Below are 21633 nucleotides of genomic sequence, written 5' to 3'. Positions count from 1 at the left end.
TGAGCGCTCGCGGTTCGTGCACACAGCGCGGTTCCGAGGGCCTGGACACCGCGCTGTGTGCACACACCGCGGGTCAGCGGGCCGAGTGCACGATCCGGTCGGGGCGGACGACGACCTCCGCGGCCCGCGCCCGCCGCAGCCACGCGGTCAGCGCGCCGTCGACGTCGGCCACCACCACCTCGGGCGAGCCCTGCGGCCGCACCCCGAGCCGCCCGGGCGCCAGCAGCCGCAGCCGCGCCGTCCCGGGCCCGAGGACGTCGTCCACCGGGCAGGTGCGACCCCCGGCGGCCACCCGCGCGCGCGGCAGCAGCGTGCCGGCCAGCCGCCGCCCCGCCCGCCCGTCGCGCCGCACCAGCGGGCCCGGGCGCAGCGACGGCGTGCGGCTGTCGGTGGCCAGGCCGGCGACGGCGGGCACCCGGCGGGCGACGGCCAGCACGCCGCGGCGCAGACCGGTCACCCGCCGCCCCCCGCCGGTCATCAGCGCGCCGACCAGCAGCGCGACCCGCACCAGGGCCCGCGCGTGCGGCACCCGCTCCGCCGCGTGGGTGTCGAGCAGCTCCTCGGGCGCCTCCCCGGTGAGCACCGCCGCGAGCTTCCAGGCCAGCTGGTGCACGTCGCGCAGCCCGAGGCCGAGCCCCTGGCCGATGAAGGGCGGGGTCAGGTGCGCGGCGTCGCCGGCCAGCAGCACCCGGCCGTTCCGCCAGCGGTCGGCCACCTGGGCCCGGTAGACGTACTCGGCGACGCGGACCACCTCCGCGGCCGACGCGCCGTAGGGCGCCAGGAGGCCGGGCAGGCGGGCCCGCAGCGAGTCGAGCGTCTCCCCCGGCCGCATCCGGAACTCCCAGCGGTACCGGTCACCGGCGACGGGCATGAAGGTCGCGGGCCGGTGCGGGTCGCAGACCTGGTGCACGCCGGGCCACACCGGCAGCGGCGGCGCCCAGCGGAGGTCGGCGACCAGCCAGCGCGCCGGGCGGCCGAGGTCGCGCATCCGCCCGCCGAGCAGCCCGCGCACCGTGCTGTTGGCCCCGTCGCAGCCGAGCACCGCCGCGGCCGCCAGCTCGATCCCCGCGCCGGTGAACCGGTCGACGGCCGTGACCGTCACCCCGCCGTCCTGGGCCAGCCCCGTCACCTCGACGCCGGTGCGCAGCTCCACCCCGGGCGTGCGGCGGACGGCGGCCAGCAGGAGGTCCTCCAGGTCGGGCTGGTGGAACATCGACCCCTGCGGCCAGCCGTGCCGTCCCGCGGACGCGGCCCGCCGGAACTCGGCGAGGGTGCGCCGGCGGCCGTCGAGCAGCCGCAGCCCCGCCATCGGCCGGCTGAGCGCCAGGAACTCCTCGGCCACGCCGGCGTCGGCCAGTGCACGCAGGGCCTCGTCGTCCAGGTGCACCGCGCGCGGGCGGGCGTAGGGCGCCGGCTGCCGCTCGAGCACCACCACGGAGAGCCCACGGCGGGCCAGGAGCAGCGCCGCGGTCAGCCCGACCGGACCGGCGCCGACCACGACCACCGGTCCGCCTGCCACCCCGCCACTCTCCCAGCGGGCGGGCCGTGGAGTTGCGGGGAGGTTGCACCCGGCTTCCCATGGGTGTGACGCGCGCCATAGCGTGCCGGACACGGTCATGCGCTCGTGCATGCACGACGGCCCTCCACGGCGAGGGCCAGAGGAGGTTCCCTGTGCCCGTGAACACCCGCGGCGCGATCATGCGCTCCGCACCCGGCAAGTGGGAGGTCACCGACCTGGTCGCGGACGACCCGCGCACCGGTGAGCTGCAGGTCAAGGTGGCCGCCTCCGGCCTCTGCCACTCCGACGACCACGTCGCGACCGGCGACATGCCCGTCGGGCACTACCCCTTCCTCGGCGGCCACGAGGGCGCGGGTGTGGTCACCGCGGTCGGCCAGAACACCCCGGGCTTCAAGGAGGGCGACCACGTCGTCTTCTCGTTCCTGCCCGGCTGCGGCCGCTGTCGCTACTGCGCCAACGGCCAGCAGTACATCTGCGACTCCGGCGCGAACCTGCTGGTGGGCTCGCGCTGGGACGACGCGGAGAGCTTCCGCTTCGCCACCCCGGACGGCACGCCGGTCGGGCAGATGTGCGGCCTGGGCACCTTCGCCGAGGTGACCACCGTCGACGTCCGCTCCACGGTGAAGATCCCGGAGGACATCCCGCTGGACGTGGCCTGCCTGGTCGGCTGCGGCGTCGGCACCGGCTGGGGCACCGCGGTGCAGGCCGGCGAGGTGCGCGCCGGCGACACGGTGATCGTCATGGGCATCGGCGGCATCGGCATCAACGCCGTCCAGGGTGCGGCGCACGCCGGCGCCAGCCACGTCATCGCCGTCGACCCGGTGGGGTTCAAGCGCGAGAAGGCCCAGGAGTTCGGCGCGACGCACGCCTTCAGCAGCATCGAGGAGGCCGCCGAGTTCGGCCGCAGCGTCACCAACGGCCAGGGCGCGGACAAGGCGCTGATCACCGTCGGGGTCATCAAGGGCGAGCACGTCGCCCAGGCGTTCGACGCGATCGGCAAGGGCGGGCGGGTCGTCATCACCGGCCTCGGCGACCTCACCGAGGTGGGCATCCCGATCAACCCCAGCATGTTCGCGCTGTTCACCAAGGAGATCCGCGGCGCCCTGTTCGGCGACCAGAACCCCAGCGCCGACATGCTGAAGATGCTGCGGCTCTACCAGGAGGGGAAGCTGAAGCTCGACGAGCTGATCACCAACCGCTACAAGCTCGACGACATCAACCAGGGCTACGAGGACATGCACGCCGGCAAGAACCTGCGCGGTGTGATCATGCACAGCTGAGGGACCCTGCCCCGCCAGGGGCCGTTCCAGCACGTCACCAGGGCCGGGGCGCTCCCCCTGGGGAGCGCCCCGGTCGCGCGTCGCACGAACCCGAGGAGCACCCCCTTCGTGAGCACCACCACCACCGCGCGCCGGCTCGACGTGACCGGCATGGTCCGCGTCGCGCGGGACCGCGTCGTCGCCCGCCTGCGCGAGGCCGAGGTCGTCGCCGCGGCCCTGTCGGCCGGGCGCAACGTCCTGCTCGAGGGCCCGCCGGGCACCGGCAAGACGACGCTGCTGCGCGCGCTGGCCGACGGCGCCGGCGTGCCGCTGGTCCTGGTCGAGGGCAACGCCGAGCTCACGCCCACCCGGCTGGTCGGCCACCACGACGCCTCGCGGGTGCTCACCGAGGACTACCGCGCCGAGAACTTCGTCCCCGGGCCGCTCACCCGGGCGATGACCGACGGCGCGATCCTCTACGTCGAGGAGCTCAACCGGGTGCCGGAGGAGACGATGAACGTCCTCCTCGGCGTCCTGTCCGAGCGCGAGATGCACGTGCCCCGCTTCGGCCGGGTGACCGCCCGCCCCACCTTCCGGCTGGTCGCGGCCATGAACCCGTTCGACGCCGTGGGCACCGCCCGCGTGACGCCGGCGCTCTACGACCGCTCCTGCCGGGTGGCGATGGGCTACCAGGACGAGGCGGCCGAGCTCGCCGTCGTCGGCACCGCGACCGAGGGGCCGCAGGAGCTGGTCGCCCGCTCGGTGCGGACGGTGCGGATCACCCGCGACCACCCCGAGCTGCGGATCGGGTCCTCCGTCCGCGGGGCCATCGACACCGTCCTGATCGCCCTGGAGCTGGCGACCGTGCGCGGCGCGGACGCCGTCGACGACACCGCGGGCCTGGACGCGGCCCTGGCCGCGCTCACGGGCAAGGTCACGCTGGCCGACGGCACGGCCCGCCCGGTGGAGGACGTCGTCGCCGACATCTGGCGGCGGGCGGGTGAGGAGCTGGGAAAAGCCTGACGCCCGAGGACCCGGGCGACCCCGCCGACACGGCCGAACCACCGCCGCCACCACCACCCCCGCCGGGGCCCGGCGGTCTGCAGGACCCGCCCGGGCGCCGTCCGCCGCAGCCCGCGCCGGTCGAGGACGCCGAGGACGTCGAGCAGCTGCTCCAGCAGCACGCCGCCCGCAAGGCCGGCCGCGACGAGCTGGCCCGCGCGTACCCGGAGTTCCAGCAGGTCTCGCCGCAGCTCGGCGAGCTGGACGAGGAGGCGATGGCCGACCTCACCGCGCGCGACCCCGAGGCCGCGAACCGGCTGCTCACCGCGATGGGACGGGCCTTCGACCCGGGGCTGCGCGCCGCCGCCCGGGCCCTCGCCTGCCGGCTGCCGGTGGGCACGCCGCGGGCCGGCATCCCCGACCGGCCCGGCACCCGCCGCGTGGTGACCCGGCGGGACCCCACCGGGACCGACGTGGACCTCGACGCCACGCTGGCCGCCCGCGGCGCGGAGCCGCACTGGCGGGCCGAGCACCTGCACACCCGCGGCTGGCGCTCCACCGGCCGCGCCTGCGTGCTGCTCGTCGACGCGTCCGGGTCGGTCGCCGGGGACGAGCTGGCAGTCGCCGTCCTCACCGCCGCCGCGCTGTCCCAGCGGATGCGGCCCGAGGACGAGCTCGCCGTCGTCGCGTTCTGGTCGCAGGCGGTCGTGCTGCGCCCCCTGTCGCCCGACCCGCGCACCGACGCCGTCATCGACCGGCTGTTCGACCTGTCCGGCGGGGGCACCACCGACCTCGACCTGGGGCTGCGCACCGCGGCCGGGCAGCTGGCGCGGTCCCGGGCGGCCGCGCGGGACGTGCTGCTGCTGTCGGACGGCATGCCCACCGACAGCCCCGACCCGCTGCCGGCCGCCGCCGCGCTGGCCCGCGCCGGCGCGCACCTGCACGTCCTCTCGCTGTCGGACGAGCCGGAGTCGGTCGCCAACTGCGCCGCCCTCGCCGCGGCGGGCGACGGCCGGGTCGCCCCGCTGCACCGGCCGACCCAGGCCCCGGCCGCCGTGCGCGCCGTCCTCGGCTGAGAGGAGCCCGCCCGGGCACGGCTGGCAGGATCCCGGGCGTGACGCCGTCGTCGGCGGCCGGGGACCAGCGGCCGGGAACCGTGGACCCGGCCTACACCGGGGTGACCGTCGGCGACCTGCTGGCGCGGGTCGGCCCGGGCCTGCTGCGCCCGGTCACCACGTCGGTGGCGCTGCTGTCCCGGCGGGTCGGCGGGGTGTGCATCCACGACGGCGCCGCGGCCGACGCGCTGCCCGGCGAGCTGCTGCTGGCCGTCGGGACCGAGCCGACGCGTGCGGCGGTGGGCGAGGTGCTGGCGCACGCCGCCGCCCTCGACCTGCCCGGCGTCGTGCTGCGCAGCGGCCGCCCGCTGGACCGCGCGCTGGCCGGTCAGGCCGAGGCCCAGGGCGTGGCGCTGCTGGTCGCCGCCCCGACCCCGTGGGCCCACCTGGCCAGCCTGCTGCGCGCGGCGCTGGTCAGCGCGCCGGCCGGGCCGGCCGACCAGCCGGAGCCGGCGGTCCTCGGCGACCTGTTCGCCTTCGCCACCGACGTCGCCCGGCGGGTGGGCGGCGCCGTCACCGTGGAGGACCCGAGCTACCGGGTGCTGGCGTACTCGAGCATCCGGGCCGAGGTGGACGAGCCGCGCAAGCAGACCATCCTGGGCCGGGCCGTGCCCGGGCCGTTCGTGACCCTGCTGGAGCAGCGCGGGGTGTTCTCGGCGCTGCGCTCCACCGACCAGGTGGTGCACACCGAGCCGGTGCCCGAGCTGGGGCTGGGGCCGCGCTGGGCGGTCGGCATCCGGGCGGCCGGGGAGTTCCTCGGCTCGCTGTGGGTGGCCGAGTCCGGCGGGCCGCTGCGGGCCGACAGCGAGGCGGCGCTGCAGGAGGCGGCCCGCACGGCCGCGCTGCACATGCTCTACCACCGGCTGGAGCTGCAGTCCGACCAGACCCGCACCCAGGACGTCGCCCGCGACCTGCTGGCCGGCGGCAGCCCGGCCGACCTGCTGGCCACCAGCGCGGGGCTGCGGCTCGAGGACGCCCACTGGGTGGTGGTCATGGAGTCCCGGGAGGCGGTTCCGGAGCGGGCCCGGCTGGCCCGCGCGGTGAGCACGCACTGGGCCACGCTGGGCCGCCGGGGGCTCGTCGTCGAGCAGGGCCCGCGGGTCTACACCGTCGTCCCCGCCGCGGGGGACGACGACGCCGCACCCCTGCGCGCGGCCACGGACGCCGCCCGGTACGCCGCGCGGGCCACGGGGCTGCAGGTGCTGACGTCCGTGGGGTCGCTGGCCACCGCGCCGCGCGACATCGCCCGGTCCCGCCGGCACGCCGACAGCGCGCTGCGGGTGCTGCGGCACGGCCTGGTCCGCGACACCGTCGTCACCCACGCGGCGGTGCGCAGCCAGGTGACCCTGCTGGACCTGGTCGACCTGGTGCGCGAGCGCCCGGAGCTGCGGGACGGGAAGGTGCAGGCGCTGGCCGAGGCGGACCGGTCCGGCGCGCTGGTGGACACGCTCGCGGCCCACCTGGACGCCTTCGGCGACGTCCGCGTGGCCGCCCAGCGGCTGGGCGTGCACCCGAACACCTTCCGGTACCGCCTGCGCCGCCTCCAGGAGCTCGTCGGCCTGGACCTCGCCGAGCCGGCCGAGCGGATCGTCGCGGCCCTCCAGCTGCGCGCGCTGCCGCCCCGCTGAGCCGCCGGTTCAGGCGCGCAGCTCCTCGCGGGAGGTCGTGACCCGGTCGAGGACCTCCGGCAGCGGCAGCCCGCCGATGCCCGGTCCCTGCGGCACCGGCAGCCGGCCGTCCTCGAGGACGAAGGGCTCGGTGATGTCCTCGCGGTAGAAGCGGCTGGACGCCGACGTGTCGCCGGGCAGGGTGAAGCCGGGCAGCGAGGCGAGCGCGACGTTGGCCGCCCGGCCGAGGCCGGTCTCCAGCATGCCGCCGCACCACACCGGGACGCCGAGCGCCGCGCAGACGTCGTGCACCCGCGCCGCCTCCAGGTACCCGCCGACCCGGCCGGCCTTGACGTTCACCACGCTGCACGCGCCCCGGCGGATCGCGTCGGCCGCCGACGCCGCGGACACCACCGACTCGTCCAGGCAGACGGGCGTCGCGATGGTCGCGGCCAGCCGCACGTGGGCCTCGATGTCCTCCTCGGCGAAGGGCTGCTCGATGAGCAGGAGGCCGAGGTCGTCGAAGCGCGCGAGGTGGCGCAGGTCGGTGGTCGTGTAGGCGGTGTTGGCGTCCACCTGCAGCAGCAGGTCGTCGCCGAACTCCGCGCGGACGGCGGCCATCGGCTCGAGGTCCCAGCCGGGCTCGACCTTGAGCTTGATCCGGCGGTACCCCTGCTCGACGTAGCCGCGCACCTCGTCCACCAGCTCGGGGACCGACGGCGCGATGCCCACCGAGACCCCGCAGTCGACCCGGTCGCGGACGCCGCCGAGGTAGGCGGCCAGGGACAGGGACGCCGCCCGCAGCTCGGCGTCCAGCAGGGCCGTCTCCAGCGCCGCCTTGGCCATGCGGTGGCCGATCACGGCCGAGACCCGGGAGGCCAGCTGCCGGGCCGAGCCCAGGGGCGCGGCCACCACCTGCGGCACCAGGTACTGCCGGAGCACCTGCTGCGCCCCCGCGACGTACTCGCTGCTGTAGACCGGGTCGGCCAGCGCCACGCACTCCCCCCAGCCCTCCCCCACGTCGGTCACCACGCGGACCAGCAGGATGTCGCGCGCGGTCTGCGTGCCGAACGAGGTACGGAAGGGCCGGACCAGCGGCATCGCGATCCGCCGCAGCTCGACCATCTCGACCTTCACGGGGTGTCCTCCTGGGCGTCGTCGTTCGTCAGCACCTGCAGCAGCCGGGCCACCAGGGCGGTGCGCTCGGCGAGGGCGGGCACCGACACCCGCTCGCCGCGGGCGTGCGCGCCGGCGCCCACGGCGCCGAGGCCGTCGAGGGTGGGGACGCCGATGCCCGCGGTGAAGTTGCCGTCGGACCCGCCGCCGACCGCGCGCCCGTCCGGCAGGGCGAACCCCAGCTCGGCGGCGCACCGTGCGGCCAGGGCCATCAGCGCGGTGGACGCCGCGGCCTCCAGCGGCGGCCGGTTGACGCCCCCGAGCAGCTGCAGCGCCGCGCCGTCCAGCGTCGGGGTCAACGCGCGGAGCGCGTCGTCGACCCGCTGCTGCTCGGCCGCCGTCCACGCCCGCACGTCGAGGGCGGTCTCCGCCGTCGCCGGCACGGTGTTGGTCGTCGTCCCGGCCCGCGCCACCGTCGGCGTCACCGTCGTGCCGGCGGCGGGGTCCCCGAGGGCGGCGAGCGCGGCGACCTGGGCGGCCAGCTCGACCAGGGCGTTGACCCCGGCCTCGGGCTCCAGGCCGGCGTGGCTGGCCCGGCCGGTCACCAGCAGCCGGTACATGGACACGCCCTTGCGGGCGGTCTTGGGGGCGCCGTCCGCGCTGGGCTCCAGCACGAGGACGGCGCGCGCCCGCCGGGCCTCCCGCTCGATGAGCGACCGGGACGTCGGCGAGCCGATCTCCTCGTCGCTGGTGACGAGCAGGTCGACACCGGCCACCCCCGCGGTCCGGACGGCGTGCAGCCCCTGGACCAGCCCGGCCTTCATGTCGAACACCCCGGGCCCGGTCGCGGTGTCGCCGGCCACCGAGAACGGCCAGTCCGCCGTCGTGCCCGCCGGCCAGACGGTGTCCAGGTGGGCCAGCAGCAGCACCGGCCGCTCCGCGCCCGAGCGCAGCAGCAGGTGCGGGCGCCCGTCGACGTCCAGCTCCTGGGGCCGCTCGCCGAGCACCTCGGAGACCAGCCCGCCGACCACGCCGGCGCAGGCCCGCGTGAGCGCGAGGTCCTCGCTGGGGGACTCGGTCATCACCAGCCGCTCGACCTGCGCCAGGAGCTCGCCGTCCGGCACCCGGGCGGGCAGGACGGCGGTCACCAGCCGGCCCGCCCGGCGTCGACCGGCCGGAACGCGTAGCCCGTGCCGGCCCAGATCGGCCGGCGCCCGGCCGCCCAGTGCTCGGCCAGCGCCGCGCGCGTCCGCTCCCGCCACCGGCGGGCCGCTCCCGGGTCCTCCTGCCGGAGCCGGTCGTAGTCCTCCGGCAGGGGCACGACGGGGTCCCGCCGGTCGGGCACCTCGGCCAGGCCGCGCAGCGCCGCGGTCACGTCCGCCGACGCCAGCGCCCAGCTCACCTCGAACCGGTCGCTGTGGTCGCCGGCGTTGACGATGTCGTCCATCTCCCCGTAGAAGTCCGGCCGGTAGTCGACGACCCGCGCCCCCAGCTTGGCCAGGTTGAAGTAGGCGTTGCGCCGCACCAGCGGGTCGAAGGTCCAGCGGATCTCGTCCACGCCGTGAGCCAGGCACACCCCGCGCTGCCAGAGCTTGAGCGCGTACCCGATGCCGCCCGCCCGGACACCGGGCCGGACGGCGGCCATGTGCGAGTGCAGGTGCACGCCGCCGGTCCAGCCGAGGAACCCGACGCAGGCGCCGACCGCCCGGCCGTCGCGCACGGCGGCACCCACCGTGGCGCCGGCGTGCGACATGGCCATGAGCAGGTTGGCCTGGATCCGTTGCTGGTCGCCCCACACGCCGGCGAGGACGTCCTGCACGCCGGAGACGTCGCCGTCGGTGACCGCCACCACCTCGACCCCCGCCGCGGCCGCGGCCCGGGCGGCGTCGTCACGGGCCCGGTCCACGAGCGAGGCGGCGATGCCCGATCGAGGGGTCACGACGAGGGCGCCAGCCGGCGGCCGGCCCGGGTCCCGACGTAGCTGCCGCGGTCGACGACGACCGTGCCGCCGACGAGGACGTCGAGGACCCCGCTGGCGGGGCGCACCGGGTCGGCGTAGTCGGCCTCGTCCTGCACCGTCGCCGGGTCCAGGACGACGAGGTCGGCCACCGCACCGGCGCGCACCTCCCCGCGGTCGGCGAGGCCGAAGCGGCGGGCCGGCAGCGAGGTCATCTTGCGGACGGCCTCCTCCAGCGACAGCAGGCCGGTCTCCCGGACGTAGCGGGCGAGGACCCGCGGGAACGTGCCCCACATGCGCGGGTGCGGGCGGCCCCCTCCCCCCGGGGGCAGGCCGTCGGAGCCGACCATCGTCAGCGGGTGCGCGAGGGCCTCGACGAGGTCCTCCTCCCGCATCGAGAAGATGATCATGCTGGCCTCGAGCTCCTCGGCGCGCAGCACGTCGACCAGCGCGTCGAGGGGGTCGGCGCCGGTCTCCTCGGCGATCTGCTGGATGCTCTTGCCGTCGTGGGTGTGGCTCCGCGTGGAGGCCACGACGATCCCGCCCCAGCCGCAGGCGGTGACGTGGTTCTCCCAGTCGCCGTCGTCGGCCTCGATGTCGCGGCGCAGCCGCTCCAGGCTGGCCGGCTCCTCCAGCCGCCGCAGGACCGACGGGTTCCCGCCCTCCTGGAACCACGGCGGGAGCGTGGCGGTGAGCATCGTGCTGCCGGCGAGGTACGGGTAGACGTCGTGCGTGACGTCCACCCCGCGGTCGCGGGCGGCGTCGAGCAGGGCGAGCGCCTCGCCCATGCGGCCCCACACCGCGCGCCCGGCCGCCTTGAGGTGGGACACCTGCAGCGGCCGGCCGGAGCCCTCGGCGATCCGGATCGCCTCGCTGATGCTGTCGAGCAGCATCCGGCCCTCGCCGCGCATGTGCGTGACGTAGGGCCGGTCGGCCGGCATGACCTCGGCCAGGGCCTGGATCTCCGCGTCGCGCGCGAACAGCCCCGGCGGGTAGATCAGGCCGGTGGACAGGCCGAAGGCGCCGGCCTCCAGGGCCTGCTCGGTGGCGTGGCGCATCGCGGCCAGCTGGTCGGCGTCCGGCGCGCCGTCGGCCATGCCCATGGCCGCCACCCGCAGCGAGTGGTGCCCGACCAGGGGCGCGTAGTTGGTGACGTAGCCGGCGCCGTCGAGGGTGGCGAACAACTCGGGGAAGGTGCTCCAGTCGGCCACCATCGCGGGGAAGATGCGGCTCATCAGCCCCTGGAGGTCGTCGCGGTGGGCTGCCGAGATCGGCGCCAGGCTGAAGCCGCAGTTGCCCACGACCTCGGTGGTCACGCCCTGGGTGATCTTGGACTGGTCGTCCTCGGCGAGCAGCGGGGCGTTGTCGGCGTGCGAGTGCACGTCGACGAACCCCGGGCACAGGACGGCGCCGCCGAGCTCCCGGACCGCCGCACCGTCCCCGGACAGCAGGCCCGGGGGCTCCACCGCGGCGATGCGGTCGCCCTCGACCAGGACGTCGCCGGCTCGGGCCGGGGCGCCGGTGCCGTCGACGACCAGGGCGTCGCGCAGCAGCGTGCGGGGGCTCACGGCGCCGCCTCGTAGGGCGTCGGGACCACCGGCGCGGCCCCGGCGTCGGCCGGCCACCAGTGCTCGACCAGCGCGCGCCCGACGAGGCCGTTGACCACCGCGCCCTCGGCCTCGGGCAGGAACGAGGTGTCGCTGGCCTCGTGGTTGGCGACCGCGTAGGCGAAGCCGCCCCCGGAGCCGAACCGGACGATGCCCGCGTCCACCCGCGTCCCGGTGAAGAAGCCGGTCTTGCTGGCCACCGACAGCGGCGCCACCAGGCCCAGCTCCCGCGCGTAGGGGTTGGCCAGCGTGTACCGCATGGCCTGGTCCAGGTACTGCTGGGTCGCGAGGATGTCCTCGGCGGCCGCGCTCACCGCCTCCCCGAAGGCCTGCCGGGTGGCGATCAGCCGCCCGAGCTCGCAGAGGTCCCCGACGCTCGCCTCGCCCAGGCGCCGGACGTCGTCCCCGATGAGCGCGAAGTCGACGGCGTTGTGCAGCCGGATCGTCGCCAGCCCCAGCTCGGCCATCGCGTCGTTGACCGGCTCGAGGCCGCCGATCAGGTCCAGCACGATGTTGGTCGCGGTGTTGTCGCTGACCGCGATCATGAGCGTCGCGACGTCCCGCACGGTCGGCTGCAGGCCGCCGGCGAAGAGCTTGAGGACGCCGGAGCCGCCGACCCGGGCGTCGGCCTCCAGCACCACCCGGGAGTCCAGGTCGACGTCGCCGGCCTCGGCCGCCCGCAGCAGGGCGACGAGGATCGGCTCCTTGATGACGCTGGCGGTGGGCAGCAGCAGGTCGGGCTGCCACTCGACCCGCTCGCCGGTGGTGAGGTCGACGGCGGCGACCGCCAGCCGGCCGCTGAACCGGCCGGCCAGGTCGGCGATCCGGGTGTGGACGTCGACCCGCGGGCCGCTGTCGGTGAGGTGCCCCGCGGTCACAGCCCGGCCACCTCCCGGACGTACTCCAGCACCCCGCTGTCCTCGAGGAACTGGTTGTCGTCGACCAGCGGCGGGAGCTGCGAGACCTCCACGCTGCCCGGCTCGTGGTACTCGTCGACCGTCTCCTTGTCGAGGACGATCTGGGGCAGCGGGGTGACGTCGGCCGGGGGCTCGGCGCCCTCGGCGACCGCCTTGGCCATGGCCGCGGCGTAGGCGCCCCACCAGGAGACGAAGATGTCGCCCTCGGCGACCCACCGCGGGTCGTCGCGCAGCGCGGTGATGCCGGTCTCGTCGCCACCCAGGCCGCCGATGAGCAGGGTGTCGTCGCCGCCGCGACCGGCCTCCTCCAGGGCGCGCAGCGCGCCGGCGGTGGAGTCGTTGTTGACCGTGTAGAGGATGATGTTGTTGTCGGCCGGGATGCTCGGCAGCAGGTTGCTGACCGCCTCGAAGGACGGCTGCAGGGTCGAGGCCCCGTCGAACTGGATGGCGTTCGCGCCGATGGCCGTCGTCGTGGGCGTGATGGCGGAGGGCTCGACCTCCTCCATGCCCAGCAGCGGCGCGATGGTCGTGTAGAAGTACCGGACGCAGTCGTTGACCTGCTCGCCGGAGGCGGCGTTCTGGCCGATGAGCACGGTGGTGTTGGAGGCGTTCCAGCCGCGTTCGGCGGCGATCTGCCCGACGATCTCGGCCGTCTGCTCGCCGAGCGCGCGGTTGTCGATGTTGAGGAAGTCGCAGGCCTCGGTGTCCAGGTTGACCGAGATGCAGGGGATCCCGCTGTCGCCGAGGATCTGCGAGATGCCCTGCGTGGCGGCCGACACCGGGTACATGACGATCGCGTCCGGCTGGGCCTGGACCATGAGCTGCGCGTTCTCGGTCATCTTCGCCGGGTCGCCGGCGTTGTCGTACCAGGACACCTCGAGCCCGGAGTCGCCCTCGGCGAGGACGTCGTCGAGGTTGGTGTGGATGACCCGGAACAGCGGCGCGGCCTCGGTGAAGTTGGCGAACGTCATCTCGAACGTGTCACCGCCCCCACCCCCGCCGCCGGAGTCATCGGACCCGCCGGAGCCGCAGGCGGCCAGCAGCAGGAGGGACGCGGCGGCGGCCGTGGTCCGGACGCGCGGGGTGCCTCGCATGGGACTTCCTCTCGGTAGGGGGTGCCGGGTCCGTCGCGCGGTCAGGAGGCGGCGCGACGGGAGCTGCGGTACTGGCTGATGCCGACGGCGAGCAGGAGGACGGCGCCGGTGGCCATCGTCTGGAAGAAGGACGGCACGGTGAGGATGGCCATGCCGTTGGAGAGGGCCCCGAGGATGAGGACGCCGATCAGCGTCCCGGGGACACCGCCGACCCCGCCGGACAGGCTGGCGCCGCCGAGGATCACCGCGGTGATGGACTGCAGACCGCTGCCGGTGCCGGCCGTCCCCGAACCGGTGAGGAGCTGGCTGGCCAGCACCGCGCCGGCGAGGGCGGCCAGCGCCCCGGAGACCACGTAGACGCTGATGGTCACCAGGTCCACCCGGATGCCGGCCAGCCGGGCGGCCTGCTTGTTGCCGCCCACGGCGTACAGCTGCCGGCCGTAGGAGGTGTACCGGAGGACGACGAACAGCAGCAGGGACAGGCCCAGGAAGATCCAGACGTGGTTGTTGATGTCGAACAGCGACCGCTGGGTGAGCACGCCGTCCGACACGTCGTCGAACGGGACCTGGACGCCGTCGGCCAGCGTCAGGGCCAGCCCGCCGGCGACCGACAGGGTGCCCAGGGTGGCGATCAGCGGGTTGATCCTGGCCCGGGCGATGAGCAGGCCGTTGACCACGCCGGCGGCCGCGCCGAGCAGCAGGACCAGCAGGACCGCCGTCGCGACGCCGTAGCCGGCGTTGACCAGCAGCGCGAAGCTCACCGCCCCGAGGGGCACGATGCCGCCGACCGACAGGTCGAAGCCGCCGGAGATGAGGGCGAGCAGCTGGCCCAGCGAGACGATCCCGATGACGCTGGCGTTCACCAGGATGTTCAGGCCGTTGCGCGTGGTCAGGAAGTCGGGGTCCTGCGAGGTGAAGTAGGCCGCGATCGCGACGAGGAAGCCGAACAGCAGCAGGGTCTGCAGCGCTCCGTCGCTGATGGACAGCCGCCGCGAGCGCGGGGCGGCCGCGGGGTCGGCGGCGGCGCCGACGTCGGTCGCGGGGGTGTCGGTGGTGCTCACTGGGGACCTCCTGCGGCATGCAGCGCTTCGAGCTGGGACGCGTGGGTGGGGCGGTGGATCTCGTGCACGATCCGGCCGTCCCGGACGATGAGGAGCCGGTCGCTGAGGCCGACGGCCTCCTCGATGTCGGACGTGACGAGCAGCTGACCGGTGCCCTCGTCGGCCAGGCCGCGCAGCAGGCGGTGCAGCTCCAGGCGGGCGCCGACGTCGACGCCGCGGGTGGGCTCCTGCAGCACCAGGACCGTCGGGCGGGCGGCCAGCCGGCTGCCGACCAGGACCTTCTGCTGGTTGCCGCCGGACAGCTCACCGACCGGCTGGTTCACGCTGCGGGCGCGCAGCTGCACCTGCTCGGCCAGGCGGCGGGCCGCGGTCCGCTCCTGCCCGCGGCGGATGACCCCCCAGCGGGTGAGGGTCCGCAGCACCGGCAGGGACAGCGACTGGACGATCGGCATGATGAGGACCAGGCCCTGCGACTTGCGGTCGGCCGGCACGTACGCGATGCCGGCGCGGCGGGCGTCGATCGGGCTGGCGATGCGGCGCAGCCGACGGCCGGAGACGGCGGTGCGCCCGCTGACGTCGTCGTGCAGGCCGCCCAGGGTCTCGGCGACCGTCTCGGCCCCGGAGCCGCGGACCCCGTACAGGCCGACGATCTCGCCCCGGCCGACGGTCAGGGACACGTCGTGCAGCGCGGGGCGCTGCTCGCGCGACCACGCCTCGAGCTCGAGCACCGGCTGGGCCGGCCCGCGCGCCGCGCCCGAGAACTCGGCCTCCTCCGGTGGGCGGCCCAGCATCAGCTCGATGACCTCGCGCGGGCTGGTCTCCGCGACCGGCGCCGAGCGCACCAGCCGCCCGTTGCGCAGCACGTGCGCGGTCTCGCAGACCCGGAACACCTCGTCGAGGCGGTGGCTGATGTAGAGCACGGCCACACCGCGGGCGGCCAGCGTGGTGGTCAGCTGGAGCAGCTGCTCGCTGTCGTGCGAGGACAGCGCGGCGGTCGGTTCGTCGAGCAGGAGGATCCGGGAGCGGCGGGCCAGCGCCTTGAGGATCTCGACCTGCTGCTGCTGGGCCAGCGGCAGGGAGTCCATGGTGCGGTCCATCGGGAGGTCCAGGTCGAAGGCGCGCGCCTCCTCCCGGGCCCGGCGGCGGATGGCCCGCGGGCTGGTCCCGCCGAGCCGGCCGGGCAGCCGGCCCAGGCAGACGTTCTCGGCGACCGTCAGCCGCGGGACGTAGATCAGCTCCTGCGGCATGAACGAGATGCCCTGCAGCAGCGCCGAGCGGGGGCTGCTGAAGCTGACCGGCGTCCCGTCGACGGCGATCGTGCCCTCGTCGGGCTGGATGGCGCCGGCGAGGATCTTGGCCAGGGTCGACTTCCCGGCCCCGTTCTCCCCGAGCAGCGCGGCGACCTCGCCCTCGCGCAGGGCGAAGGAGACGCCCTCGAGGACCCGCTGGCGCCCGTACTGCTTGACCAGACCCTCGACGGTCAGCGCCGCGGCTTCGCCCTGCATCGCACCTCCCATGGCTTCGGTGGAGCCAAGGTAGGGCGGGGGCAACGGGCCGTTCTACGTCCAGCAGCACGAAGGTCGGACCGATCCGTTGGCCGTCGGGACGAGATCGGGGCCGGGACACGGACCCACAAGGGCGCGGCAACACCGCCGCAACGTCCGCGGCCGGACGCGCGCCCCGGGTCAGCGCGGCCGGGCCGCCGGGTGGACGGCGTCGCCGGCCCGAGCGGGGTCCAGCGGGACCGGCGCGGTGAGGACGGCGGGACCGAGCCGCAGCACGCCGTCCGACAGCGCGGCGCACCGGACGCCGCCGCGCCCCCGCAGCCCGCGGTGCGCCCCGGGGGCGAGGACGACGTCCATCCACCCGCACGGGTTCGCCGGGCGGCCACCGCGCAGCCGCACGACACCCCCGCCCGTGTCGAGGGAGAACTCCTGACCGCGGAGCGCCTCCACCTCGGCACCCCGCAGGACGACGGTGCGCCGGGCCAGGTGCGGGTCGAACGGCGGCACGCCCAGGTCGGCGGCCAGCGACTCGAGGGCCTCGACGGCGAGCACGGTCAGCTGGGCGTCCCGGTGGGCGGGCCGGCCGGCGTAGCGGTCGCCCACCACGCCGACGCCGGCGCGCACCTCGATCGCCGTGCGCCGGTCACCGTCCTGCCCCGGAACGGCACCGCCCGGCCGGCCGGCGTAGCGGTGCACGGGCGAGGCGAGCAGCCCGACCACCTCGACGTCCCAGAGCACCCCGCGCGGTGGCCTAACGGTCGTCGAGCAGGCCGTAGGCGCGGGCCTCGCCGGCGTCGAGGACCCGCCCGGCACGCATGTCGGCGGCGACCTCCTCGACCGGGCGCCCACAGGCCTCGGCCAGCCGCTCCTGCAGCCGGCGCAGCTGCCGGGCGAGCTCGGCGGCCCGGGCCTCGACCTGGGGCCCCGGCACACCGCGCGGCGACCGCGGCTCGCACAGCCGGAAGGTCGCGTGCGCCCCGGCCCGCCGGGAGCCGGCGACGGCCAGCACGGCGAGGGCGGGGCCGGCGAGGGTGCCCAGCGAGGTCGCGTGCACGGGCGCGCCCACGAGGTCGAGGGCGTCGACGAGGGTGAGGGCGCCGTCCAGGTCCGTGCTGACGCCGGACAGCCGCAGACGGACCGGTTCGTCCCCGGTGGCGTCGAGCAGCGCGAGCTCGGCGACGGCCCGGTTCACCGCCGCGGGGTCCAGCTCACCGGCGAGGGTGACCACGCGCTGCTCGAGCAGTCGCTCGGCCAGCCAGTCCACGCCGCCGAGGACCACCGTGGCCGACGCCGAGGAGGGGCCCGGGACGGGCGGCGGCGATCCCGGCTGCCACGGCGGGTGGGGCCACTCCGGCGTCCGCGGGGGGAACGGTGGATCGGGCGGGCCGGGCGGCACGGGCGGCCAGGCGGCCAGGGGTCGGTTCATCGGGGCTCCTGCGTCGGGGTGGGCGGGAGGGGGGACGACGCGGACGGCCGGACCTGCCAGTCGACGGTGCGGCCCAAGGCGGCCGCGTAGCGCTCCAGCGTGGACAGCCGGGCGTCGAGCTCACCGCTCTCCAGCCGGGCCACGGCGGACTGTGACGTCCCCATGCGCGCGGCGATCTCGGTCTGGCTCAGGTCGGTCTCCCGGCGCACCCGGACCAGCTCCTCGATGAGCTCACGACGCCGCTCGCCCACGTTCTCCAGCCCCGGGAAGCGGCTGCGGCGGGACGGCGGCGTCATAGCGGAGAAGGTATCGCACTCCCGCTATGTACGGGAGGCCCGCGGCTACTCCCCCGTGGCCCCGTCGATGGCCTCCCGGATCAGGTCGGCGTGGCCGTTGTGCCGCGCGTACTCCTCGATCAGGTGGAGCAGGATCCAGCGCAGGGAGTGCTCCTCGTCGCGCCCCCACGGCCGGTCCCGGGTGTCCAGGGGAACCTGCTGCACGACCTCCCGCACGGCGCCGGCGGCCGCCCGCCAGGTCGCCCAGGCAGCCTCGACCTCCGCCGCGGTGACGCTGCCCGGATCGACCCGCCAGTGCTCGTCGCCGTCCCGGAGGACCTCCGGCCAGATGTCGGCCGGCAGCCCGCCGAACCCGACCAGCCAGCCGGTCTCCACCGCCGCCAGGTGGCGCACCAGGCCGAGCAGCGTGAGGTCGGACGTGGCGACGGACCTCGTCGCCAGCTGCTCCGGCGTCAGGCCCGCGCACTTCCACTCGAGCGTCTGCCGGTGGAAGTCCAGGAAGGCGGACAGGAGGGTGGCCTCGTCCCCGGTGAGCGGGGGCTCGTCGCGGGTGTCCTCGGGCGCCATCGCCGCCTCAGCGCTCGGCGGTCTTGTGGATGGGGCCCTCGATGCCGGTCAGCCGTTCGCCGGTGCCGCCCCACCGCCCGGCGATGATCTCCGCCGCGATCGAGACGGCCGTCTCCTCCGGCGTGCGGGCGCCGAGGTCCAGCCCGATCGGCGAGGACAGCCGCGCCAGCTCCTCCTTGGCCAGCCCCGCCTCCTCCAGCCGCGCCAGCCGCTCCTCGTGCGTGCGCCGCGACCCCATCGCGCCGACGTAGGCCACCGGGATCCGCAGCGCCACCTCCAGCAGCGGGACGTCGAACTTCGGGTCGTGGGTGAGCACGCAGAGCACGGTGCGCTCGTCGATCCGGCCGGCGTCGACCTCGCTCTGCAGGTAGCGGTGCGGCCACTCGACCACGACCTCGTGCGCGTCGGGGAAGCGCTTGGCCGTCGCGAACACCGGCCGGGCGTCGCAGACGGTGACCCGGTAGCCGAGGAACGCGCCCACCCGGGCGACGGCGGCGGCGAAGTCGATGGCGCCGAAGACGACCATCCGGGCGGCCGGGGCGAAGCTGTTGACGAACAGCGACAGGTCGTCGCCGCGCCGCTCGCCGTCGTGCCCGACGTGCAGCATGGCGGTGCGGCCGGCGGCGAGCATCCCGCGGGTGTCGGCGGCGACGGCGTCGTCCAGCCGCTGCAGCCCCAGCGTGCCCGACATGCGGTCCGGCCAGACCACGAGCCGCCGGCCGACCCGGTCCTCGGGGCCGCCGACGCACGTGACGACGGCGACGGGCTCGTGCCGGTCGATCGACTCCTTGATCTCACCGAGCTCGGGGAAGGACTCGCGGCTGACCCGCTCGACGAACACGTCGAGGATGCCGCCGCAGGTGAGCCCGACGGCGAAGGCGTCGTCGTCGCTGACGCCGTAGCGCTCCAGCGTCGGGACGCCGCTGTCGACGACGTCCCGCGCCTCCTCGTAGACCGCGCCCTCGACGCAGCCGCCCGAGACGCTGCCGACCGCGGTGCCGTCGGGGCCGACCAGCATGGACGCGCCCGCGGGGCGGGGCGCCGAGCGCCAGGTGGCGACGACCGTCCCCATCCCGACGGTCTCGCCGGCCTGCCACCAGCCGATCAGGTCCTCGAGCACGTCACGCATGGGACGGCCTCCTCTCTCGGTGTGGCGACCCTACGGCCCCGTTCGGAGGCTCGCCCTGAGCTCGCGAAGGGTGAGAGGAACGGGGTCCTCTCTCAGGCACGGGAGATCACTCCCACCAACTCCTCGAACGCGGCCATGCTGTGCCCCGCCACGAAGGAGTCGATCGAGGGCAGCGCGGCCTGCATGCCCGCGGTCAGCGGCTCGTAGCCCTCCCGCCCCTTGTGCGGGTTCACCCAGACCACCGCGTGCGCCAGCCGGTGCAGCCGGGCCATCTGCTCGGCGAGGACGTCGGTGCCGCCGCGTTCCCACCCGTCGCTGCAGACGACGACGACCGCACCGCGCGCGGTGCCCCGCTGCCCCCACCGGTCCAGGAAGGCCTTGAGCACCTCGCCCAGCCGCGTGCCGCCCGACCAGTCGGGGATCGCGGTGCCGCTGGCGGCCAGCGCCTTGTCCGGGTCGCGCAGCCGCATCTCCCGGGTGACGCGGGTCAGCCGGGTGCCGATGGTGAACACCTCGGTGGCCACCGGGTGCGCCCGCACCGCCGCGTGCGCGAAGCGCAGCAGCGCGTCGGCGTAGGGGCTCATCGACCCGGAGACGTCGACGAGCAGGACGACGCGCCGCGGCCGGGGCCGCGCCCGCCGGTACAGCAGCCGGCTGACCTCGCCGCCGTCGTGCAGCGCGTGCCGCACGGTGCGGGAGGCGTGCACCGAGCCGTGCGCGCTGGCCCGCCGGCGGCGCGAGGGGCGCATCGGCGAGGCCGGCACCAGCAGCGCGAACAGCCGGCGCAGGTGCTCCCGCTCGGCGACGGTCATCTCGGCGACGTCCCGGTGGCGCAGCACCTCGTCCGCGCTGGCCGTCCCGGCCAGCTCGGGCGGCTCGTCGGCGTCGTCCCCGCTGCCGGTGCCCGGCTCGAGCGGCGCGGTCGTCGCCAGCTGCCGGTCCGGCTGCGGCGCGGAACGGGTCGGCCGCGGGGCCTCCCCGCCGAACCAGGCGGCGAAGGCGGCGTCGTAGCGGTCGAGGTCGTCGGGACCGCCGCACAGGGTCAGCCGGCCGGCCCAGTAGACGTCGGTGGCGTCGAGGACGTCGAGCGCGCCGACCGCGGCCAGCATCGCCTCCACCCGGTCCGGCGAGGCGGCGACGCCGGCGTGCCGGAGGGTGCGCGCGAAGCCCAGCACCGTGTCGACGACGTCCCGCACGGCCCCGTCCGGAGGCTCACCCTGAGCCTGCGAGGGGTGAGGGGGACGGGGTCCTCTGTCAGCCACCGAAGAGCGCACCCCGGACCATGCCGTGCACGCGGTCGGTGTCCTCCCGGTACTTGAGGACCGCGCCCAGCGTGCGGGCGGCGACGTCGGGGTCCAGGTCGCGCGCGCCGAGGGTGTGCAGCGCCGTCGCCCAGTCCATCGCCTCGGCGATGCCCGGCGGCTTGAGCAGGTCGAGGGTGCGCAGCTTCGCCGTCGCCCGGGCGACCTCGCGGGCCAGCTGCTCGGTGACCTGCGGCAGCCGGCTGCGCAGGATGGCGACCTCGCGGTCGAAGTCCGGGTGCTGCAGCCAGTGGTAGAGGCAGCGCCGCTTGAGCGCGTCGTGCACCTCGCGGGTGCGGTTGGAGGTGAGGACGACCAGCGGCGGGGTCTGCGCCCGGATGGTGCCCAGCTCCGGGATCGAGATGGTGAAGTCGGAGAGCACCTCGAGCAGGAACGCCTCGAACTCGTCGTCGGCGCGGTCGACCTCGTCGACCAGCAGCACGCTCGGCGAGTCCTCGAGCGCCTGGAGCAGCGGCCGGGCCAGGAGGAAGCGGCGGTCGTACAGCGAGGCCTCGAGGCTCTCGGTGTCGCTGGTGGCGTGCGCCGCCTCGGCGGCCCGCAGGTGCAGCAGCTGGCGGCCGAAGTCCCAGTCGTAGAGCGCCTGGCTGGCCTCCAGGCCCTCGTAGCACTGCAACCGGTACAGCGGGCGGCCGGTGACCTGGGCCAGCGCCTGGGCCAGCGCCGTCTTGCCGACCCCGGCCTCGCCCTCGAGGAACAGCGGCCGGTGCATCGCCAGCGCCAGGTAGGCCGCCGTCGTCAGGCCCTCGTCGGGCAGGTAGCCGCTGGCCTCCAGGGCCGCGGCCAGCTCGCCGGGGTCGGCGAAGCCGCCGTCGGGGGTGGCCACGCTGCGGACCGCACTCTCGCTCACGCCCCGAGCATCCCACCCGGACCGCACCCCCGGCCCCCGGACGGCAGGTGGCCGGCCGGAGAACGGGTCTCGGCCGGCCACCGCCACGGGTCCTGCGTGCCCGGATCCCCGGGCGGGGGATCAGACGCGCCGGTCGTCGTCCCGGTCGGTACCCAGGCCGCGGCCGCGGTCGCCGTCGACCTCGATCTCCTCGCGACGGACGTCGGCGGAGACGGTCTCGGTGTCGGTCACCGTCTCGGTGTCCAGGCGCACGCGCTCGACGGGCACGGCCTCCTTGGCCACGACGG

At 75.9% G+C, this 21633-nt stretch carries 21 protein-coding genes; 4 read left to right on the top strand and 17 right to left on the bottom strand.

All coding sequences use genetic code 11. The features are described 5' to 3' along the window. Positions 1-73: 73 nt before the first annotated feature. The gene (locus PGN05_RS21855) at positions 74-1519 is read right to left on the bottom strand and encodes a bifunctional 3-(3-hydroxy-phenyl)propionate/3-hydroxycinnamic acid hydroxylase (RefSeq protein WP_419754680.1); all 1446 of its coding nucleotides are present in this window, start codon (positions 1517-1519) and stop codon (positions 74-76) included. A 152-nt stretch (positions 1520-1671) separates the two neighbouring features. On the opposite strand from PGN05_RS21855, the gene PGN05_RS21850 reads away from it, so the two are divergent. From PGN05_RS21850 to PGN05_RS21835, 4 genes are all read left to right on the top strand, one after another. Continuing rightward, positions 1672-2799, top strand: coding sequence for an NDMA-dependent alcohol dehydrogenase (locus PGN05_RS21850; protein ID WP_419754679.1), 1128 nt, complete (start codon positions 1672-1674; stop codon positions 2797-2799). Between the two features lie 108 nt (positions 2800-2907). Continuing rightward, a complete protein-coding gene (locus tag PGN05_RS21845) occupies positions 2908-3801 on the top strand; it encodes an AAA family ATPase (RefSeq protein ID WP_419754678.1) in 894 nt (297 codons plus the stop codon). 254 nt (positions 3802-4055) lie between these two features. Further along, on the top strand, positions 4056-4856 hold the full coding sequence (locus PGN05_RS21840) for a vWA domain-containing protein (RefSeq protein ID WP_419754677.1): 801 nt from the start codon (positions 4056-4058) through the stop codon (positions 4854-4856). Positions 4857-4894: 38 nt separating this feature from the next. Beyond that, positions 4895-6523, top strand: coding sequence for a PucR family transcriptional regulator (locus PGN05_RS21835; RefSeq protein WP_419754676.1), 1629 nt, complete (start codon positions 4895-4897; stop codon positions 6521-6523). Between the two features lie 9 nt (positions 6524-6532). On the opposite strand, the gene menC is transcribed toward PGN05_RS21835, so the two are convergent. The 16 genes from menC to PGN05_RS21755 all read right to left on the bottom strand — a co-directional run bounded on the left by menC (position 6533) and on the right by PGN05_RS21755 (position 21628). Further along, positions 6533-7639 carry an o-succinylbenzoate synthase gene (menC, locus tag PGN05_RS21830; RefSeq protein ID WP_419754675.1) on the bottom strand — a complete coding sequence of 369 codons (1107 nt, stop codon included), beginning with the start codon at positions 7637-7639 and terminating at the stop codon, positions 6533-6535. Continuing rightward, positions 7636-8766 (bottom strand): M20 family metallopeptidase, encoded by a 1131-nt coding sequence (locus PGN05_RS21825; protein WP_419754674.1) that lies wholly within the window; start codon positions 8764-8766, stop codon positions 7636-7638. The genes menC and PGN05_RS21825 overlap by 4 nt, the downstream gene beginning before the upstream one ends. Next, positions 8763-9557: a GNAT family N-acetyltransferase gene (locus PGN05_RS21820; RefSeq protein ID WP_419754673.1), complete on the bottom strand. Its 795-nt coding sequence runs from the start codon at positions 9555-9557 to the stop codon at positions 8763-8765. Before PGN05_RS21820 ends, PGN05_RS21825 begins: the two co-directional genes overlap by 4 nt. Next, a complete protein-coding gene (locus PGN05_RS21815; RefSeq protein ID WP_419754672.1) occupies positions 9554-11143 on the bottom strand; it encodes an N-acyl-D-amino-acid deacylase family protein in 1590 nt (529 codons plus the stop codon). Before PGN05_RS21815 ends, PGN05_RS21820 begins: the two co-directional genes overlap by 4 nt. Further along, complete coding sequence (locus tag PGN05_RS21810) at positions 11140-12060, bottom strand: serine hydrolase (RefSeq protein WP_419754671.1); 921 nt, start codon at positions 12058-12060, stop codon at positions 11140-11142. Before PGN05_RS21810 ends, PGN05_RS21815 begins: the two co-directional genes overlap by 4 nt. Then, positions 12057-13193 carry a sugar ABC transporter substrate-binding protein gene (locus PGN05_RS21805; RefSeq protein ID WP_419754670.1) on the bottom strand — a complete coding sequence of 379 codons (1137 nt, stop codon included), beginning with the start codon at positions 13191-13193 and terminating at the stop codon, positions 12057-12059. The genes PGN05_RS21810 and PGN05_RS21805 overlap by 4 nt, the downstream gene beginning before the upstream one ends. 41 nt (positions 13194-13234) lie before the next feature. Further along, on the bottom strand, positions 13235-14254 hold the full coding sequence (locus PGN05_RS21800) for an ABC transporter permease (RefSeq protein ID WP_419754669.1): 1020 nt from the start codon (positions 14252-14254) through the stop codon (positions 13235-13237). Beyond that, the gene (locus tag PGN05_RS21795) at positions 14251-15759 is read right to left on the bottom strand and encodes a sugar ABC transporter ATP-binding protein (RefSeq protein WP_419754668.1); all 1509 of its coding nucleotides are present in this window, start codon (positions 15757-15759) and stop codon (positions 14251-14253) included. Before PGN05_RS21795 ends, PGN05_RS21800 begins: the two co-directional genes overlap by 4 nt. Positions 15760-15939: 180 nt before the next feature. Beyond that, positions 15940-16497, bottom strand: coding sequence for a molybdenum cofactor biosysynthesis protein (locus tag PGN05_RS21790; RefSeq protein ID WP_419754667.1), 558 nt, complete (start codon positions 16495-16497; stop codon positions 15940-15942). 13 nt (positions 16498-16510) lie between these two features. Then, the gene (locus PGN05_RS21785; RefSeq protein ID WP_419754666.1) at positions 16511-17185 is read right to left on the bottom strand and encodes a ClpP family protease; all 675 of its coding nucleotides are present in this window, start codon (positions 17183-17185) and stop codon (positions 16511-16513) included. Further along, a complete protein-coding gene (locus tag PGN05_RS21780) occupies positions 17182-17481 on the bottom strand; it encodes a helix-turn-helix domain-containing protein (protein ID WP_419754665.1) in 300 nt (99 codons plus the stop codon). The genes PGN05_RS21785 and PGN05_RS21780 overlap by 4 nt, the downstream gene beginning before the upstream one ends. Positions 17482-17526: 45 nt before the next feature. Continuing rightward, a complete protein-coding gene (locus tag PGN05_RS21775) occupies positions 17527-18048 on the bottom strand; it encodes a DinB family protein (RefSeq protein ID WP_419754664.1) in 522 nt (173 codons plus the stop codon). A gap of 7 nt (positions 18049-18055) precedes the next feature. Beyond that, positions 18056-19177: an XdhC family protein gene (locus PGN05_RS21770; protein WP_419754663.1), complete on the bottom strand. Its 1122-nt coding sequence runs from the start codon at positions 19175-19177 to the stop codon at positions 18056-18058. 92 nt (positions 19178-19269) lie between these two features. After that, the gene (locus PGN05_RS21765; RefSeq protein ID WP_419754662.1) at positions 19270-20373 is read right to left on the bottom strand and encodes a vWA domain-containing protein; all 1104 of its coding nucleotides are present in this window, start codon (positions 20371-20373) and stop codon (positions 19270-19272) included. Between the two features lie 58 nt (positions 20374-20431). Further along, complete coding sequence (locus PGN05_RS21760) at positions 20432-21346, bottom strand: AAA family ATPase (RefSeq protein WP_419754661.1); 915 nt, start codon at positions 21344-21346, stop codon at positions 20432-20434. A 120-nt stretch (positions 21347-21466) separates the two neighbouring features. After that, entirely contained in the window at positions 21467-21628 is a 162-nt protein-coding gene (locus PGN05_RS21755) for a DUF2382 domain-containing protein (protein WP_419754700.1), read from the bottom strand. Between the last annotated feature and the right edge of the window lie 5 nt (positions 21629-21633).

The organism is Geodermatophilus sp. CPCC 206100 (genome assembly GCF_048569675.1).
Lineage (GTDB): Bacteria > Actinomycetota > Actinomycetes > Mycobacteriales > Geodermatophilaceae > Geodermatophilus.
The sequence above is the reverse complement of the archived record's forward strand: the minus strand, read 5'-3'. Positions and strand labels throughout refer to the sequence as shown.